General features: G+C 62.7%; 14 protein-coding genes. 10 read left to right on the top strand and 4 right to left on the bottom strand.

What is annotated here, in order from left to right; translation table 11 throughout:
- Positions 1-128: 128 nt before the first annotated feature.
- From ACW9H9_RS10795 to ACW9H9_RS10770, 6 genes are read left to right on the top strand one after another with little or no spacing between them, the layout of a single operon-like run.
- Entirely contained in the window at positions 129-821 is a 693-nt protein-coding gene (locus ACW9H9_RS10795; RefSeq protein ID WP_457343142.1) for an RDD family protein, read from the top strand.
- Complete coding sequence (locus ACW9H9_RS10790; RefSeq protein ID WP_457343143.1) at positions 818-1,798, top strand: stage II sporulation protein M; 981 nt, start codon at positions 818-820, stop codon at positions 1,796-1,798. Before ACW9H9_RS10795 ends, ACW9H9_RS10790 begins: the two co-directional genes overlap by 4 nt.
- A complete protein-coding gene (locus ACW9H9_RS10785) occupies positions 1,785-3,308 on the top strand; it encodes a DUF4129 domain-containing protein (RefSeq protein WP_457343144.1) in 1,524 nt (507 codons plus the stop codon). Before ACW9H9_RS10790 ends, ACW9H9_RS10785 begins: the two co-directional genes overlap by 14 nt.
- Positions 3,305-4,462 (top strand): DUF4350 domain-containing protein, encoded by a 1,158-nt coding sequence (locus ACW9H9_RS10780; protein ID WP_457343145.1) that lies wholly within the window; start codon positions 3,305-3,307, stop codon positions 4,460-4,462. Before ACW9H9_RS10785 ends, ACW9H9_RS10780 begins: the two co-directional genes overlap by 4 nt.
- On the top strand, positions 4,459-5,454 hold the full coding sequence (locus tag ACW9H9_RS10775) for an AAA family ATPase (RefSeq protein ID WP_457343146.1): 996 nt from the start codon (positions 4,459-4,461) through the stop codon (positions 5,452-5,454). Before ACW9H9_RS10780 ends, ACW9H9_RS10775 begins: the two co-directional genes overlap by 4 nt.
- A gap of 7 nt (positions 5,455-5,461) precedes the next feature.
- On the top strand, positions 5,462-6,793 hold the full coding sequence (locus ACW9H9_RS10770) for a DUF58 domain-containing protein (RefSeq protein WP_457343147.1): 1,332 nt from the start codon (positions 5,462-5,464) through the stop codon (positions 6,791-6,793).
- Between the two features lie 61 nt (positions 6,794-6,854).
- Here the strand turns inward: ACW9H9_RS10770 and ACW9H9_RS10765 are convergent, their stop codons facing one another.
- Together ACW9H9_RS10765 and ACW9H9_RS10760 are read right to left on the bottom strand one after the other, a co-directional pair.
- A complete protein-coding gene (locus ACW9H9_RS10765; protein WP_457343148.1) occupies positions 6,855-7,214 on the bottom strand; it encodes a PilZ domain-containing protein in 360 nt (119 codons plus the stop codon).
- 222 nt (positions 7,215-7,436) lie between these two features.
- Positions 7,437-7,811 (bottom strand): tetratricopeptide repeat protein, encoded by a 375-nt coding sequence (locus ACW9H9_RS10760; protein ID WP_457343149.1) that lies wholly within the window; start codon positions 7,809-7,811, stop codon positions 7,437-7,439.
- 175 nt (positions 7,812-7,986) lie between these two features.
- Here ACW9H9_RS10760 and pyk point away from each other — a divergent pair, with 175 nt between their 5' ends.
- Complete coding sequence (gene pyk / locus ACW9H9_RS10755) at positions 7,987-9,438, top strand: pyruvate kinase (RefSeq protein ID WP_457343150.1); 1,452 nt, start codon at positions 7,987-7,989, stop codon at positions 9,436-9,438.
- 117 nt (positions 9,439-9,555) lie between these two features.
- Here pyk and ACW9H9_RS10750 read toward each other — a convergent pair whose 3' ends face one another.
- Together ACW9H9_RS10750 and ACW9H9_RS10745 are read right to left on the bottom strand one after the other, a co-directional pair.
- A complete protein-coding gene (locus tag ACW9H9_RS10750; protein ID WP_457343151.1) occupies positions 9,556-10,305 on the bottom strand; it encodes an enoyl-CoA hydratase-related protein in 750 nt (249 codons plus the stop codon).
- 30 nt (positions 10,306-10,335) lie between these two features.
- Positions 10,336-11,268: an iron-sulfur-binding ferredoxin reductase gene (locus tag ACW9H9_RS10745; RefSeq protein WP_457343152.1), complete on the bottom strand. Its 933-nt coding sequence runs from the start codon at positions 11,266-11,268 to the stop codon at positions 10,336-10,338.
- Between the two features lie 220 nt (positions 11,269-11,488).
- Between ACW9H9_RS10745 and ACW9H9_RS10740 the strand changes: the two genes are divergently transcribed.
- The 3 genes from ACW9H9_RS10740 (at position 11,489) to ACW9H9_RS10730 (ending at position 16,202) form a co-directional block, all read left to right on the top strand.
- Positions 11,489-13,012, top strand: coding sequence for a fumarate hydratase (locus ACW9H9_RS10740; RefSeq protein ID WP_457343153.1), 1,524 nt, complete (start codon positions 11,489-11,491; stop codon positions 13,010-13,012).
- Between the two features lie 104 nt (positions 13,013-13,116).
- Entirely contained in the window at positions 13,117-14,883 is a 1,767-nt protein-coding gene (locus ACW9H9_RS10735) for a sensor histidine kinase (RefSeq protein WP_457343154.1), read from the top strand.
- Positions 14,877-16,202, top strand: coding sequence for a sigma-54-dependent transcriptional regulator (locus ACW9H9_RS10730; protein ID WP_457343155.1), 1,326 nt, complete (start codon positions 14,877-14,879; stop codon positions 16,200-16,202). Before ACW9H9_RS10735 ends, ACW9H9_RS10730 begins: the two co-directional genes overlap by 7 nt.
- The last annotated feature ends 36 nt before the right edge of the window (positions 16,203-16,238 follow it).

The following is a 16,238-nucleotide window of genomic DNA, read 5'->3' as shown; positions in this document are numbered from 1 at the left end:
GCGCTACTGACACTGTACAAACATTCAGTAAAGCGTTGGATGGTTGCTTCCAGCGCCGACACTGCTAGCATCCGTGTCTCTCAACCGACTGTCGTTGCCACAACGGCCCTGCACTGCCAAGGATCGCGATGCTCACAGCGCCACTCGATACCCGCTACCAGATCGAGACCCCGGAGGGGATCGACCTTCCCCTGCGCCCGGCGGGCCTGGTGCCGCGTTCCCTGGCCTTTGCGCTGGACCTGGCGCTGCGCGGCGTGACCCTGGGCAGCCTCTTTTTGGCGCTGGCTTTTCTCGGCAACCTGGGGATCGGGCTGGGCTCACTGCTGCTGTTCCTGGCGAGCTGGTGGTACATGGTGCTCTTTGAAGTGCTCAACCAGGGCTGCTCGCCCGGCAAACAGATCATGGGCCTCAGGGTTGTACAGGACGATCGCACACCGGTCGGCTGGTCCGGCTCACTCCTGCGCAACCTGCTGCGTTTTGTCGACATGCTGCCTTTCGGCTATTTCCTCGGCGCCATCAGTTGCCTGCAACACCCCCACTTCAAGCGACTGGGCGACCTGGCGGCCGGGACATTGGTCATCTACCGCGAACAACCGCTAGTAAAGGCCACGCTGCCACAGGCACCGGCACTGCGCCAGCCGTTCACCCTGGACCTCAGCGAACAGCGCGCCATTCTCGCCTTTGCGCAGCGCCAGGGTGAGCTGTCCAACGAGCGGGTCAACGAACTGGCGCAGATTCTGGCCACGCCATTGCAAGTGCCGCCTGCCCGCGCCGTGGCAGAACTCAACGGCGTGGCCCGCGGCCTGCTGGGGCCGATATGAAACAGAGCCTTTTCGAAAGCCGTCACCAACCCCAGTGGCAAGCCTTCACGGCGCAGGTGACGCAGCTGGAGCAAGGCAAGGCCAAGCCCGAAGACGTGGTCGATTTCCCTCATGATTACCGTCGGTTGTGCCACCACCTTGCACTGGCACAAGAGCGTGGCTACAGCAGTTATCTGATAGACCCGCTGCAACAACTGGCCCTGCGCGGGCATCAGCAGATGTACCGTCATCGCAGTCAACTGGGCGCCAAGGTGCTGAGCTTTCTGCTGGCCGGGTTTCCCCAGCTTGTTCGGGAGCAGTGGTCATTCGTGTTGGTCGCGGGGCTGCTGTTTTTTGGCAGTCTCGTGGGCATCGGTCTGCTGGTCTATCTGTTTCCAGACCTGACCTACGCCATCATCAGCCCCGGGCAGGTACTCGAGATGCAGACCATGTACGACCCCGATGCCAGCCGCTTGGGCCGGGCGGCCGAACGGGCCTCGAGCGAAGACTGGATGATGTTTGGCTATTACGTCATGCATAACATCGGCATCGCCTTCCAGACCTTTGCCGCCGGTGTGTTGCTTGGCCTGGGCAGCGTGTTCTTCCTGCTCTTCAACGGGTTGATGATCGGCGCCGTTGCCGGGCACCTGACACAGATCGGCTATGGCCAGACCTTCTGGTCCTTTGTCATCGGCCATGGCGCATTTGAATTGACCGCCATTGCCCTGGCGGGTGCGGCAGGCCTGCAACTGGGTTGGTCTTTGATCGCGCCCGGCCAGCTCACAAGAAGTGAATCCCTGCGGCTGGCGGCACGCAAAAGCGTGCAAATGGTCTGCGGGGCCATGGTGTTTCTGCTGATCGCAGCCTTCATCGAAGCCTATTGGTCATCCACCACGTCCGTCGCCCCGTGGGTCAAATACATGGTGGGGCTCGCCCTGTGGCTGTTGGTGGCCGCTTATCTGCTGCTGGCTGGACGGAACGCCCATGCGCCTGAGTGATGCCAGCGTAGTGATTCGCCCCCGCACCGCCTGGGAAGCCATGGACCTGGGCGTGCTCCTGGCCCGTGAACACCGACGCCTGCTGATGAGCAGTTGGGCCCTGGTCACACTGCCATTTTTCGCGCTGTTCAGTGTGCTGTTGTGGAATCACCCCACGGCTGCACTGTTGCTGTTCTGGTGGTTGAAACCGGCCTTTGAGCGTTTGCCGCTGTATATCCTGTCCAAAGCCCTGTTCGGTGAGACACCCAGCCTCAAACAGGCATTGCGGCAATGGCCACGCCTGCTCAACGGCCAACTGCTCGCCAGCCTGACCTGGCGCCGCTTGAGCTTGAGCCGCAGCTTCATGATGCCGGTGGTGCAACTTGAAGGCCTGGCAGGCGAGGCACGTCAACGACGCCTGGACGTTCTGCAACAGCGCAACGCCGGGGCCGCACGCTGGCTGACCGTGCTCGGCATGCACCTGGAAATGGTGCTGTGGTTTGGCTTGATGGTGGTGTTCTATTTTCTCCTGCCGCAACAGGTCGAAAGGGAATGGGGCTGGCAGCAACTACTTACGACAGGCCACGACTGGATGTGGCTGGAGCACCTGACCAACCTCTTCTATGCCCTTGTCCTCATACTCTGGGGACCGATCTATGTCGCCTGCGGGTTCAGCCTGTACCTGAACCGCCGCACAGTCCTGGAGGCCTGGGACCTTGAGCTGGTCTTCCGCCGCCTCCGCCAGCGGCTGAGCGGCGTGGCGCCAGCCTTCCTGCTCATGATCGGGCTAGCGCTGGTTTCAACACCACCACCGGCCAAGGCAGACCCGCAGCCCGCTCAACCCGTGTTGACGCCTCAAGCCGCCCGGCAATCAATTAAAACTGTGGTGGAACACCCCCCCTTCAAAAACCCGGAAACCGTCACTCGCTATCGCTTCGGCGAAGACAAGCCAGCCCAAAAACATAAACCGGCAGGTGACGCCACCCTACCTGCCTGGCTGGAAGCGTTACTGAAAAACCTCGACAGCAATGCGTTCAAACACATTGCCCAGGGCCTTGAAGTCCTGCTCTGGAGCTTGCTGGCAGGCGGCGTGGCCCTGGTGGTCTGGCGCTATCGCGACTGGTTGCGCACCTTTGTCAGCCGCCGCCCGCGCCAGCCCAAGGTCACCCGTGCGCAACCAGCACAGTTGTTCGGCCTGCCATTGGGCGTCGAAACCTTACCCGAAGACATTGCCAGCACTGCCGAACAGCTCTGGGAAACCCAACCGCGTGAAGCGCTTGGCCTGCTGTATCGCGGCCTGCTCAGCCACCTGCTGCATGACTTCAACCTGCCCCTGAAAAGTGCCGATACCGAAGGTCAGGTGCTCGAGCGTATTCGTCAGCTGCAACAACCGCAGTTGCTGGGATTCAGCCATGAACTGACCCACCACTGGCAAAACCTTGCCTACGGCCATCAGTTGCCCTCTGTGCACACGCAACAACAGCTGTGCAGCGATTGGCGAACGCTATTGGGTTCGGGAGCGCAGCCATGAACCGGCCTCTGGTGTGGGCGGGCTTGCTTCTGGTGTGCTTGCTCGCAGCAGGCGGGTTTTATGCCTGGCACAAAGCGACGCCCTATGACGAGGTGGTGGACCGCGGCCCCTCTCCCGAAGCGCTGGCCAACCCCTATCTGGCGGCAGAGCGATTCCTGCGCCAACAAGGGCTGGCGGTGAAACAGGCCGAGAACTTGCAACAACAGGCCAAGCTACCTGCCAACGGCAGCAGCCTGCTGCTACTGGGCGAGCGCAGCAATATGAGCCCCCGCCAGGTCGATGAGCTGCTGCAATGGGCCAGGGCTGGCGGGCACCTGCTCCTGGTGGCTGAAGCACTCTGGGATGAAGACACCCAAAGCAGTGGCGATCTGTTATTGGATCGGTTGCAGATACATCAATCCCTCAGTGAGGAATTCGACCAGCCAGCCCCTGCGCGCAAAAACAAAACGCCAGATCTGACCAAACTGTATGTAGACAACGAAACAGCTGCGGCGTACTTCAGCTTCAATACCCTGTACCACCTCACAGACCCCAAGCATCAGGCGCAATTTTCGGCCAACAGCGCCAAGTCGACGCACCTGATGCAGGTCAACCTGGGGCAAGGCCGCGTGACCGTCATCACCGACAGTGACCTGTGGAAAACCCCGTTCATCAGCCAACACGACAACGCTTGGCTGCTCTGGCACCTGACACAAGGCACCCAGGTAACGCTGCTGTTCAACAGCCACGTCGACAACCTGTTCAGCCTGTTACTGCGTCATTTCCCCCAGGCGCTGGTCGCGCTCACGGCGTTGCTCGCCCTAGGGTTATGGCGCGCGGGCCGACGCCAGGGACCGATACAATCAGCGCCCCCCAAGGCACGGCGCCAATTGCAGGAACACCTGAAAGCCAGCGCCGATTTCCTGCTGCGCCGCAACGGTAACCACGCACTCTTGCACGCGTTGCAGCGTGACATCCTGCGTACCGCCCGACGCCGTCACCCAGGCTTTGAACGGCTTGATTGCGACGCGCAGTGGCAAGTCCTCGAACGCCTGACTCGCCAGCCTATCCTTCTCATCAGCCAGGCCCTCGGCCCACTCCCGGCAAAACGGCTCTCCAGCGCCGACTTCAGCCGCCAGGTGGCTTGCCTGCAAACCCTCAGGAATGCCCTATGAGCGATTTCCCTACCCCCTCCGCCCCGGCCACGCAAACCCTAGGCCGTGCCAGCCAATTGGCCCAGGCGCTGCGCTTAGAACTGCGCAAAGCCGTGATTGGCCAGGACCAGGTGATCGATGACGTGCTCACCGCGTTGATCGCCGGTGGCCACGTCCTGCTTGAAGGCGTGCCAGGCCTGGGCAAGACCTTACTGGTGCGTGCGCTCGCGCGCTGTTTTGGCGGTGACTTCGCGCGCATTCAGTTCACCCCCGACCTGATGCCCAGCGATGTGACCGGGCATGCCGTCTACGACTTGCATACCGAGCAATTCAAACTGCGCAAGGGCCCGCTGTTCACCCACCTGCTGCTGGCCGACGAGATCAACCGCGCTCCGGCGAAAACCCAGGCCGCCTTGCTGGAGGCCATGCAAGAACGTCAGGTCACCCTGGAAGGCGAAGCCCTGCCCATCGGGCAACCGTTCATGGTGCTGGCCACCCAGAACCCCATTGAGCAGGAAGGCACCTACCCATTGCCCGAGGCCGAGCTGGACCGTTTTATGCTCAAAGTCCGCATGGACTACCCCGACGCCCAGCAGGAACTGGACATGGTCCGCGAAGTCACTCGCTCGTCAAAGGCCGACATGCTCGACGTACAACCGCTGCGCACAGTGCTGCAGGCTCACGATGTGCTGTCGCTGCAACAGGTCGCCAGCGAACTGGCGATGGACGAGCACGTGTTGGATTACGCCGTGCGACTGGCTCGCACCACACGCAGTTGGCCGGGCCTTACCCTCGGTGCGGGCCCACGGGCCTCCATTGCGCTGGTGCGGGGCGCCCGCGCCCGGGCGTTGCTGCGCGGTGGTGAATTCGTCACACCGGACGACATCAAAGGCTGTGCACTCGCCGTACTGCGCCACCGGGTGCGCATCAGCCCGGAGCTGGACATCGATGGCCTGGAAGTGGACCAGGTGCTTGAACAACTGCTGGATCAAGTCCCGGCGCCACGGCAATGAGCCGCCCATGAAACCTGCCCGCCTGCTGTTGATCTGGCTTGGGGTGCTGCTGGGCTTGAGCACCCTGCTCGGTGCCCTGTCGGCACTGCAAGTGAAGGTGCCCGGCACAGTGCATTCGATCACTTGGGGGTTGCTCCTGGCGCTGTTGCTCCTGGCCTTGCTGGATGCCGGCCGCCTGCGCCGAATGCCTTCCCCTCGTGTGCGCCGACAATTACCGGCAAGCCTGGCACTGGGTCGTTGGAGCGAGGTACGGCTCATCGTGGAACACGACTATTCCCAGCCCAAGAGGATCGACGTGTTTGATCACGTGCCCGACGGCTTGGATGTAGAAAACTGGCCGCAATCGATTGAACTGCGCCCCACCACGCACGGCGAACTGGGTTATCGCCTGCGCCCCCTGCGGCGTGGGCACTTCAGCTTTGCCCGTTGCGAAGTTCATCTGCCCAGCCCCCTGGGGCTCTGGTCGGCACGGCGCTTTATAGACGCAACGGATCAAATACGGGTCTATCCGGACTTCGCGCGCCTGTATGGCGCACAGTTACTGGCGGTGGACAACTGGCTCAGCCAGCTCGGCGTGCGCCAACGCCAGCGACGTGGGCAAGGCCTGGAGTTTCATCAACTGCGTGAGTTTCGCGAAGGTGACAGCCTGCGCCAAATCGACTGGAAAGCCACCGCCCGTCAGCGCACCCCGATTGCGCGGGAATACGAGGACGAACGCGACCAGCAGATTGTATTAATGCTCGACTGTGGCCGCCGCATGCGCAGCCAGGACGGCGAGCTGTCGCACTTCGACCACGCCCTGAACGCCTGCTTGCTGCTCAGCCATATTGCCTTGCGTCAAGGCGATGCCGTCGGCCTGTGCACATTCGCCGCCGACCAGCCGCGCTACCTGGCACCGGCCAAAGGGAGCGGCCAACTCAACCGTTTGCTGGACGCGGTCTACGACCTGGACAGCACCCGGCGTACGGCTGACTACCAGGCTGGCGCCAGTCAACTGCTGGCCCGCCAGACACGCCGCGCGCTGGTGATCCTGGTGACCAACCTGCGCGACGAAGACGACGAAGAACTGTTGGCGGCGGTCAAGCGCATCGGTCGTCAGCACCGCGTCTTGGTGGCCAGCCTGCGTGAAGAAGTGTTGGACCAATTGCGCCAGGCGCCCGTGCAATCACTGCCCGAAGCCTTGGCTTATTGCGGCACCGTCAACTACCTCAATAGTCGCAACGAACTGCATGACCGCTTGAACGCCAACGCCCTTTCGGTGTTGGACACACCGCCTTCGCAGCTTGGAACCGCGCTGGTCACCCGTTATCTGGCCTGGAAAAAAGCCGGTGTGTTATGAAACGCACGGCCACGCTACGGGTTGGGAACTTCCCGTATCGGGCCGACATCGCGCAAAAGACTCAGGCCGAGGCCTGCAAGGGATAAAAGCTGAAGTACTGCTGCAAGGCGTTGATCAGGTGCCCATATTCAACAGGCGCCTCCAACAGGCTGAACCCGGAATCGTAATGCTGCGGGTTGATATCTTCATGGCTCCACAAACAGGTGGCCTTGAGATCGATGACACGGACATCGCTGTCGGGCCCCGGGATTTTCAGCCGTAGCTCAAAATCCACACCCACCATCATGGGTAACTGGCTGATCAACATCAGGCCGTCCCGGGAGACATTCCCCAGGTAGCCAATGGGTTTGTCCGTCAGGCGATTAAAGACTTGCAGAAAACAAGGTAATTGATGCCGCTCGATCCGCCGCTCAGTAAACATGATGAGATCGCCATCCAATGGCCAGAAACGGCCGTTCCAGTGATTCGGAACGAGCCGACGGGGCTCGCTCTCCCTGGGCCTGGTGCGACAACGGCAACGGCATCGTCACTTTACAGCGGCCAGACCCGGGTCCTGCACTGGCTCGCATAAAACTTGTACAAACCAGTTTTCGAAGGATAGCCCAAGACTGGCAGCGGGCCAGCTATGGAATGACAAATATCATCACAAGGACGCCGGGCGCGATTGAGCGACACTTGCACCCGGATAGTGTCCCAGTTGTTGCAGGGTATCGAGGCGGGCCCGGGCCCGGAACGCGTATTCGCTGGCCGGGTACTGGCTGATGATGAACTGATAAGTCTGCACCGCATCCACAAACAGCTTCTGGCGCTCCAGGCATTGCCCGCGCAGCATCGACACTTCCGGCTGCACGTAGCGCCGCGAACGGCTCTCGCGGTCGACCTGGGACAACTCCAGGGTAACGCGCTGGCAATCACCCACGTCGTAGGCGCGATAGGCGTTGTTCAAATGATGGTCCATCGACCAGCGGGTGCAGCCGACAACACTGACGGCCAGGGCAGCAATGATCACGATTCGCATGGGGGTTCTCCTGTCTTGTGCAGTGTATCGACCCTTCGTCGAAAATCTTCAAGTCTGTTCATCTGATCGGGTGAAGTGAAAACAAGCGAATCAATAATAAGTAGTGCAAACGAACAATGACTACAGCCCAAGAGCGTAGTAGCCTTCCCCAGCGCTTGAACTCAGGAGTCCGTGCATGTCCGTACGTCGTACCAAAATCGTCGCCACCCTCGGCCCGGCCAGTAACTCGCCGGAAGTCCTTGAACAGCTGATTCTGGCTGGCCTGGACGTTGCCCGTCTGAACTTCTCCCACGGCACCCCGGACGAGCACAAGGCTCGCGCCAAGCTGGTACGTGACCTGGCCGCCAAACATGGCCGCTTCGTCGCGCTGCTGGGTGACCTGCAAGGCCCGAAAATTCGTATCGCCAAGTTTGCCAACAAGCGGATCGAGCTGAAGATCGGTGACAAGTTCACCTTCTCCACCAGCCACCCGCTGACCGATGGCAACCAGCAAGTCGTGGGTATCGACTACCCGGACCTGGTCAAAGACTGCGGCGTCGGCGACGAGCTGCTGCTGGACGACGGCCGCGTGGTCATGCGCGTTGAAACCGCCACCACCACCGAGCTCAACTGCGTGGTCACCATTGGCGGCCCGCTGTCGGACCACAAAGGTATCAACCGCCGCGGCGGCGGCCTGACGGCACCCGCGCTGACGGAAAAAGACAAGGCCGACATCAAGCTCGCCGCCGAAATGGAAGTGGACTACCTCGCCGTGTCCTTCCCGCGCGACGCTGCCGACATGGAATACGCCCGCAAACTGCGTGACGAGTCCGGCGGCACCGCCTGGCTGGTGGCGAAGATTGAACGTGCTGAAGCCGTGGCCGACGATGAAACCCTCGACGCACTGATCAAGGCCTCTGACGCCGTGATGGTTGCCCGTGGTGACCTGGGCGTGGAAATCGGTGATGCCGAGCTGGTGGGCATCCAGAAGAAAATCATCCTGCACGCACGCCGCCACAACAAAGCGGTGATCGTGGCGACCCAGATGATGGAGTCGATGATCCAGAGCCCGATGCCGACCCGTGCCGAAGTGTCCGACGTGTCCAACGCCGTACTGGACTACACCGACGCCGTCATGCTGTCTGCTGAAAGCGCCGCTGGCCAGTACCCACTGGAAGCCGTGCAAGCGATGGCGCGCATCTGCGTCGGCGCTGAAAAGCACCCGACCAGCAAGACATCCAGCCACCGCATCGGCAAGGTCTTCGAAAGCTGCGACCAGAGCATTGCATTGGCCGCCATGTACACCGCCAACCACTTCCCGGGCGTGAAAGCGATCATCTCCCTGACCGAAAGTGGCTACACGCCGTTGATCATGTCGCGTATCCGCTCCTCGGTGCCGATCTATGCGTTCTCCCCGCACCGCGAAACCCAGGCCCGTGCGGCCATGTTCCGTGGCGTCTACACCGTGCCGTTCGACCCGGCGTCGCTGCCGCCTGAGCAAGTCAGTCAGGCTGCAGTCGACGAACTGCTCAAGCGTGGCGTGGTGGAGCAAGGCGACTGGGTCATCCTGACCAAAGGCGACAGCTACCACACCATCGGCGGCACCAACGGCATGAAGATCCTGCACGTTGGCGACCCAATGGTCTGAGTGACCGGTTGCTGAAAGACCAAAGCCCCGCCCTGTGAATGGCGGGACTTTTGCATTTCAGGGTGGGCTATCGTGGCGGCCCCATCGCGGGCAAGCCTGCTCCCACACCAGGCCTGATCACCGTTTGGAAACAAACCCGGACAACGCCGCAATCGCCTCCGGCGACTTCAACCGCTGGATAAACAAGGCCGCCTCGTCCTCGATCACTTGGCGCAACTGTTCCCGATCCACACTTTTCATCAGGTGCTTGCTCACCTGCACCGCCCCCGGTGCCAGGTTTTCAAATCGCCCGGCCACCTCCCGCGCCTTGGCCAACGCCGCCTCCCCACTGCCCAACGCTTCGGTGGCAATGCCCCACGCCGCGGCCTGTTCACCGGTAAAACCCTCGCCCAGCAGCAACAACTCGGCCGCCTTTGCGTGCCCCAATAAACGCGGCAGGATCAAGCTGGACCCAAACTCGGGGCACAAACCCAGGTTGACGAACGGCATGCGCAACCGCGCATCGCGGCTGACGTAGACCAGATCACAGTGCAGCAACAACGTCGTACCAATGCCCACCGCCACACCGGCCACCGCCGCAATGACCGGCTTGCGGCAATTGAGCAGGCTTCGCATGAACGCAAACACCGGGCTGTCCGGCCCCGTTGGCGGTTCTTCAAGGAAATCCACAATGTCGTTGCCAGCGGTAAAACATTCACCGCTGCCCTGGATCAGCACGGCAGTGATGCTCGCATCAGCGTCCGCCCATTCCAGCGCTTCGGCAAGTTGGCTGTACATGGCGCGGGTCAGGGCGTTTTTCTTGTCTGGACGGTTGAGCTGCAAGATCAGCAGCCCGCGCTCGCGCAGCAGGTGGATAGCATCGGTCATGGCAACTCTCGCGGCAGGAAAAATCAGCGCTCAACCCCGCGGCAGGAACACATCGGCCAGCAGTTGATTGCGCGGCAGCCCGGCCAGGAACAGGCGTTTGGCAAACGCCTCGACACTGTCAGGGTGCCCGCAGAGTAAGGCCAGGGTTTGCCGCGAAACAAGCCGCAGTTGTGCCAAAGCGTCGGCCAACTGCGCCTGCGTCCACAGCGTCACACTCAGGTTCGCGTGGCTGGCGGCCAGCGCCGCCAAGGGCTCGGCCAGGTAATGACTGCAGGCGTCGTGGGCCAAGTGAACCACCCGGATTGGCCCCTGATGTTCCTGGCGCAAGGCTTCGCGCAACACCCCCCACAGCGGCGCCATGCCGGTGCCGGTGCCGATCAGCAAGAGCGGGCGCGTCTGCCAGCCCGGGTCGTAGTGCAAAGCGCCGCCACGCAGCTCACCCAGGCGCAGGCTATCGCCCGCCTTCAACTGCCGGGCCGCGTCGCTGAATTGGCCGGGCAGACGGCAATCGAGGTGAAACTCCAGAAACGGATCGACCTGCGGCACGCTGGCCAACGAGTAAGGACGCGCCACGCCTGCCGCCCACAACACCAGGTGTTGCCCGGCCTGGTAGCGCAAGCCGCGCTCGGGCTGCACGCGCAAGCGCAACACCGACGCTTTGAGCCAGTCGGCCCGCAGCACCTGCGCCGCCACACCGTCATTGAGCGGGTCAAAGGCCTGCACCTGCAGGTCGCCCGACACCTGGCACTGGCAAGCCAGGCGCCAGCCCGCCTGGCGTTGCGCCGGGCTCAAGGCGTCGGGCTGCTTGTCGAACACCTCGCCGCGGCACCGCACCAGGCAGGCGTGGCAACTGCCCGCGCGGCAACTGTAAGGAATGGCCACACCGGCCTGGTTCAGGGCATCAAGCAGGTTGCTGCCGGCCGCTACCGACCACTGGCGGTCGCCCACGTGCAGTTCAGGCATGAAAGATCTCGGGTCAAAAAGGCCACTACAGGGAATCACGCCCGGCAGAGTTTGACCATAGCCGGGTGTATCGGCCACCGCACCGGGTTATACTGCCGCGCCTTTTTAGCGTCGCGCCAGCATTACCCGGCGTGCCTTGGAAAGGTGGCCTCAGCCGACCGATGCACCCCACTGAAGCCACCTTTATTGAATGTTCCCGTCTTATAGAGGAGCGCGACTCATGACCGTGATCAAGCAAGACGACCTGATTCAGAGCGTTGCCGACGCCCTGCAGTTCATTTCCTACTACCACCCCGTCGATTTCATTCAGGCGATGCACGAAGCCTACCTGCGCGAAGAATCGCCAGCGGCCCGTGACTCCATGGCCCAGATCCTGATCAACTCGCGCATGTGCGCCACCGGCCACCGCCCGATCTGCCAGGACACCGGCATCGTCACCGTCTTCGTGCGTGTCGGTATGGACGTGCGCTGGGATGGCGCCACCCTGAGCCTGGACGACATGATCAACGAAGGCGTGCGTCGCGCCTACAACCTGCCGGAAAACGTCCTGCGTGCATCGATCCTCGCCGACCCGGCAGGCGCGCGTAAAAACACCAAGGACAACACCCCCGCCGTGATCCACTACTCCATCGTCCCGGGCAACACCGTGGAAGTGGACGTGGCCGCCAAGGGCGGTGGTTCCGAGAACAAGTCGAAAATGGCCATGCTCAACCCGTCCGACTCGATCGTCGACTGGGTGCTCAAGACCGTTCCGACCATGGGCGCCGGCTGGTGCCCACCGGGCATGCTGGGCATCGGCATCGGCGGCACCGCCGAAAAAGCGGCGGTGATGGCCAAGGAAGTGTTGATGGAGTCCATCGACATCCACGAGCTCAAAGCCCGCGGCCCACAGAACCGTATCGAAGAGATGCGCCTGGAGCTGTTCGAGAAGGTCAACCAACTGGGCATCGGCGCCCAGGGCCTGGGTGGCCTGACCACCGTGCTCGACGTGAAGATCATGGACTACCCGACCCACGCTGCCTCGCTGCCGGTGTGCATGATCCCCAACTGCGCCGCCACCCGCCACGCGCACTTCGTGCTCGACGGCTCGGGCCCCGCCTCGCTGGAAGCGCCGCCGCTGGACGCCTACCCGGAAATCGTCTGGGAAGCCGGCCCGTCGGCCCGTCGCGTCAACCTCGACACCCTCACGCCTGAAGACGTGCAGAGCTGGAAGCCGGGCGAAACCGTGTTGCTCAACGGCAAGATGCTCACCGGTCGCGATGCGGCGCACAAGCGCATGGTCGAGATGCTGAACAAGGGCGAAACCCTGCCGGTAGACCTCAAGGGTCGCTTCATCTACTACGTTGGCCCGGTTGACCCGGTAGGTGACGAAGTCGTGGGCCCGGCCGGTCCGACCACTGCCACGCGCATGGACAAGTTCACCCGTCAGATCCTCGAGCAAACCGGCTTGTTGGGCATGATCGGCAAGTCCGAGCGCGGCCCGACCGCAATCGACGCGATCAAGGACAACAAAGCCGTGTACCTGATGGCCGTCGGCGGCGCCGCCTACCTGGTGGCCCAGGCGATCAAGAAGTCCAAAGTGCTGGCGTTTGCCGAACTGGGGATGGAAGCGATCTACGAGTTCGACGTCAAGGACATGCCGGTCACCGTTGCGGTAGACAGCAAGGGCGAGTCCGTCCACATCACCGGTCCCGCCATCTGGCAGAAAAAGATCAGTGAAAGCCTGGCGGTAGAGGTGCAATAAGCCTTTTCCCGCCCACATAAAGGCGACCCGGCTGCATGGCCGGGTCGCCTTTTTTATGCCTCATGCTATGGTGCACGCCCCCCATTGCACTGTTCATCCCCCGAATGATCGCGATCCCGCGCCCCTTGCGCCTCACCTTCTACTCGTTGCTGATCATCGCCGGTGCGGTGCTGGCCGCCGTATTGGCCATGCGCCATGCCGAGCGTCAGGCCTTGGTGGATGACGCCTCCCGTGCGAATCAGCAACTGGCGCTGTACGCCAATTCGCTGCACACCCTGATCGAACGTTACCGTGCCCTGCCCGCCGTGCTGGCCCTGGACTCGGAAATGATCCGCGCCCTCAAAGGCCCGTTGGACGCGGCCACCCAGGACTTGCTCAACCGCAAACTGGAACGCATCAACGGCGCAGCGCAATCGTCCACCCTGGAGCTGATGGACCGCACGGGCCTCGCCGTGGCCGCCAGCAACTGGAACCTGCCCAGCAGCTACGTGGGGCACAATTACGCATTTCGGCCGTATTTCAGCCAGACCCTCAGCCACGGCACCGGGCGCTTTTATGCCGTGGGGGTGACCACCGGCATTCCCGGTTATTTCCTCTCCAGCGCGGTGCTGGATGAACACGAGCAATTTCTCGGCGCCATGGTGGTCAAGCTGGAGTTCCCGGAGCTGGAACGCGAATGGGCCCAGGGCAATGACTTGCTGCTGGTGAGCGATGCGCGCGGCGTGGTGTTTATCGCCAATCAACCGGGCTGGCGTTACCGCGCCTTGCACCCGTTGTCGGACAGCGACCACGCCGACATCAAGGCCACCCGCCAATACGACAAAAAACAACTGCTGCCTCTGGACACCCAGGTGTTGCAACGTTTTGACCAGGACAGCCACCTGATGCGCGTCGACGGCCCAGGCGGCCCGGCCCACTACATCTGGGAGTCGTTGCCGCTCAAAGCCGAAGGCTGGACCCTACACCTGCTGCGCAAACCCCAGGTCGCCTTTGAAGACCAACGCAACGCCGCCCTCGCCGCCGCCGGTTCCTGGCTGGCGTTGGTGTTTCTGGTGTTGTTTTTGACCCAACGCTGGCGCCTGGCCCGCTTGCGCCAGCGCAGCCGCGAAGAACTCGAGCGCCTGGTGGAGGAACGCACACAAGCGCTGCGCACCGCTCAGGACGGGCTGGTGCAATCGGCCAAGCTTGCGGCGCTGGGGCAGATGTCGGCAGCGCTGGCCCATGAAATCAACCAGCCGCTGACCGCCCAGCGCATGCAACTGGCCACCCTGCGCCTGTTGCTCGACCATGGCCGCATCGACGATGCCTACAAAGCCCTGACCCCGCTGGACGACATGCTCACGCGCATGGCCGCCCTCACCGGCCACCTCAAGACCTTCGCCCGCAAAAGCCCCAGCGGCCTGCGCGAACGCCTGGACCTGGCGGGCGTGGTCGACCAGTCCCTGCACTTGCTCGACGCCCGCCTGCGCGACGAAGCCATCGGCACCGTGCTCGACCTGACCCGCCCGGCCTGGGTGCGCGGTGATGCGATCCGCCTGGAACAGGTGTTGATCAACCTGCTGCGCAATGCCCTGGACGCCATGGCCGACAAACCCCGCAAACGCCTGGAAATCCGCCTGCGCGCCGACCAGCAACTGTGGCACCTGACCGTCAGCGACAGCGGCGGCGGGATTGCCGACGAGCACCTCAACAGCGTGTTCGACCCGTTCTTCACCACCAAGCCTGTGGGCGACGGGCTCGGCCTGGGGCTGGCGGTGTCGTACGCGATCGTCCACGAGCACGGCGGCCGTTTGAGCGCCGGTAATCGCGGGGATGGCGCGCTGTTTACCCTGACCCTGCCCATCGCCCTGGAGGCGCCCGACCTATGTTGAACGCGGTGATTGTGGTCGATGACGAAGCCAGCATCCGCACGACCGTGGAGCAATGGCTGAGCCTGTCGGGCTTTGACGTGCAGCTGTTCAGCCGCGCCGAAGAGTGCCTGGCGCAGCTGCCGCGTGATTTTCCCGGGGTGATTCTCAGCGATGTGCGCATGCCCGGCTTGAGCGGCCTTGCGTTGCTGGCCGAAGTGCAGCGCCGCGACCCCGACCAGCCGGTGATTTTGCTCACCGGCCACGGCGACGTGCCCATGGCGGTAGAGGCCATGCGCGACGGGGCCTACGACTTCCTGGAAAAACCCTTCAGCCCCGACGCCCTGCTGACCAGCCTGCGCCGCGCGCTGGACAAGCGCGGCCTGGTCCTGGAAAACCGCCGCTTGCATCAACAGGCCGACCACCGGGACAAGCTCGATTCGACGCTGCTGGGGGTGTCCCGGGGCCTGCAGAACCTGCGCCGCCAAGTGCTCGACCTGGCCACCTTGCCGGTCAACGTGCTCATTCGCGGTGAAACCGGCAGCGGCAAAGAACTGGTTGCGCGCTGCCTGCATGACTTTGGGCCACGGGCCAAAAAACCCTTTGTGGCGCTCAACTGCGCGGCGATTCCAGAGCAGCTGTTTGAAGCCGAGCTGTTTGGCCACGAGAGCGGCGCGTTTACCGGCGCCCAGGGCAAGCGCATCGGCAAGCTGGAGTACGCCAATGGCGGCACGTTGTTTCTCGACGAAATCGAAAGCATGCCCCTGGCCCAACAGGTGAAATTGTTGCGCGTGTTGCAGGAGCAGAAGCTGGAGCGGCTGGGGTCCAACCAGAGCATCAAGGTGGACTTGCGCATCGTCGCCGCGACCAAGCCCGACCTGTTGGACGAAGCCCGCGCCGGGCGTTTTCGCGAGGACCTGGCCTACCGCTTGAACGTCGCCCAATTGCGCCTGCCGCCGCTGCGTGAACGGCGTGAAGACATCCCCCTGTTGTTCGAACACTTCGCCCACCAAGCGGGCGAACGCCTGGGGCGCAGTTTCGCGCCGCTGAGCGGGCCGCAACTGGGCCAATTGCTCAGCCATGACTGGCCGGGCAATGTCCGCGAGCTGGCCAATGTCGCCGAACGCCAGGTACTGGGCCTGGGCGAACCGGACCCCGAAGGCATTGAAGCCGGGCAATCTTTGGCGGCGCAGCAGGAGGCGTTTGAAGCGCACTGCCTCAAAGCCGCGCTCACCCGCCACAAGGGCGATATCAAGGCCGTACTGGCAGAGTTGCAACTGCCGCGCCGTACCTTCAACGAAAAAATGCAGCGCCATGGCCTGAGCCGGGAAATGTTTCTCTAGGCGCTCACGGCCCCCATAGGCGGTTTTTCGCTCATT

The sequence above is a fragment of the Pseudomonas sp. SDO5215_S409 genome (genome assembly GCF_054071325.1).
Note: the sequence above shows the minus strand (reverse complement) of the source record. Positions and strands in the feature narration are given on the sequence as shown.

Excerpts from the sequence above, each read along its gene's own strand:
- ACW9H9_RS10780 (WP_457343145.1), top strand. The coding sequence starts at position 3,305 with ATGAACCGGCCTCTGGTGTGGGCGGGCTTGCTTCTGGTGTGCTTGCTC.
- ACW9H9_RS10745 (WP_457343152.1), bottom strand. The coding sequence starts at position 11,268 with ATGCCTGAACTGCACGTGGGCGACCGCCAGTGGTCGGTAGCGGCCGGC.
- ACW9H9_RS10765 (WP_457343148.1), bottom strand. The coding sequence starts at position 7,214 with ATGTTTACTGAGCGGCGGATCGAGCGGCATCAATTACCTTGTTTTCTG.
- pyk (WP_457343150.1), top strand. The coding sequence starts at position 7,987 with ATGTCCGTACGTCGTACCAAAATCGTCGCCACCCTCGGCCCGGCCAGT.
- ACW9H9_RS10775 (WP_457343146.1), top strand. The coding sequence starts at position 4,459 with ATGAGCGATTTCCCTACCCCCTCCGCCCCGGCCACGCAAACCCTAGGC.
- ACW9H9_RS10795 (WP_457343142.1), top strand. The coding sequence starts at position 129 with ATGCTCACAGCGCCACTCGATACCCGCTACCAGATCGAGACCCCGGAG.
- ACW9H9_RS10760 (WP_457343149.1), bottom strand. The coding sequence starts at position 7,811 with ATGCGAATCGTGATCATTGCTGCCCTGGCCGTCAGTGTTGTCGGCTGC.
- ACW9H9_RS10750 (WP_457343151.1), bottom strand. The coding sequence starts at position 10,305 with ATGACCGATGCTATCCACCTGCTGCGCGAGCGCGGGCTGCTGATCTTG.
- ACW9H9_RS10790 (WP_457343143.1), top strand. The coding sequence starts at position 818 with ATGAAACAGAGCCTTTTCGAAAGCCGTCACCAACCCCAGTGGCAAGCC.
- ACW9H9_RS10735 (WP_457343154.1), top strand. The coding sequence starts at position 13,117 with ATGATCGCGATCCCGCGCCCCTTGCGCCTCACCTTCTACTCGTTGCTG.
- ACW9H9_RS10785 (WP_457343144.1), top strand. The coding sequence starts at position 1,785 with ATGCGCCTGAGTGATGCCAGCGTAGTGATTCGCCCCCGCACCGCCTGG.
- ACW9H9_RS10730 (WP_457343155.1), top strand. The coding sequence starts at position 14,877 with ATGTTGAACGCGGTGATTGTGGTCGATGACGAAGCCAGCATCCGCACG.
- ACW9H9_RS10740 (WP_457343153.1), top strand. The coding sequence starts at position 11,489 with ATGACCGTGATCAAGCAAGACGACCTGATTCAGAGCGTTGCCGACGCC.
- ACW9H9_RS10770 (WP_457343147.1), top strand. The coding sequence starts at position 5,462 with ATGAAACCTGCCCGCCTGCTGTTGATCTGGCTTGGGGTGCTGCTGGGC.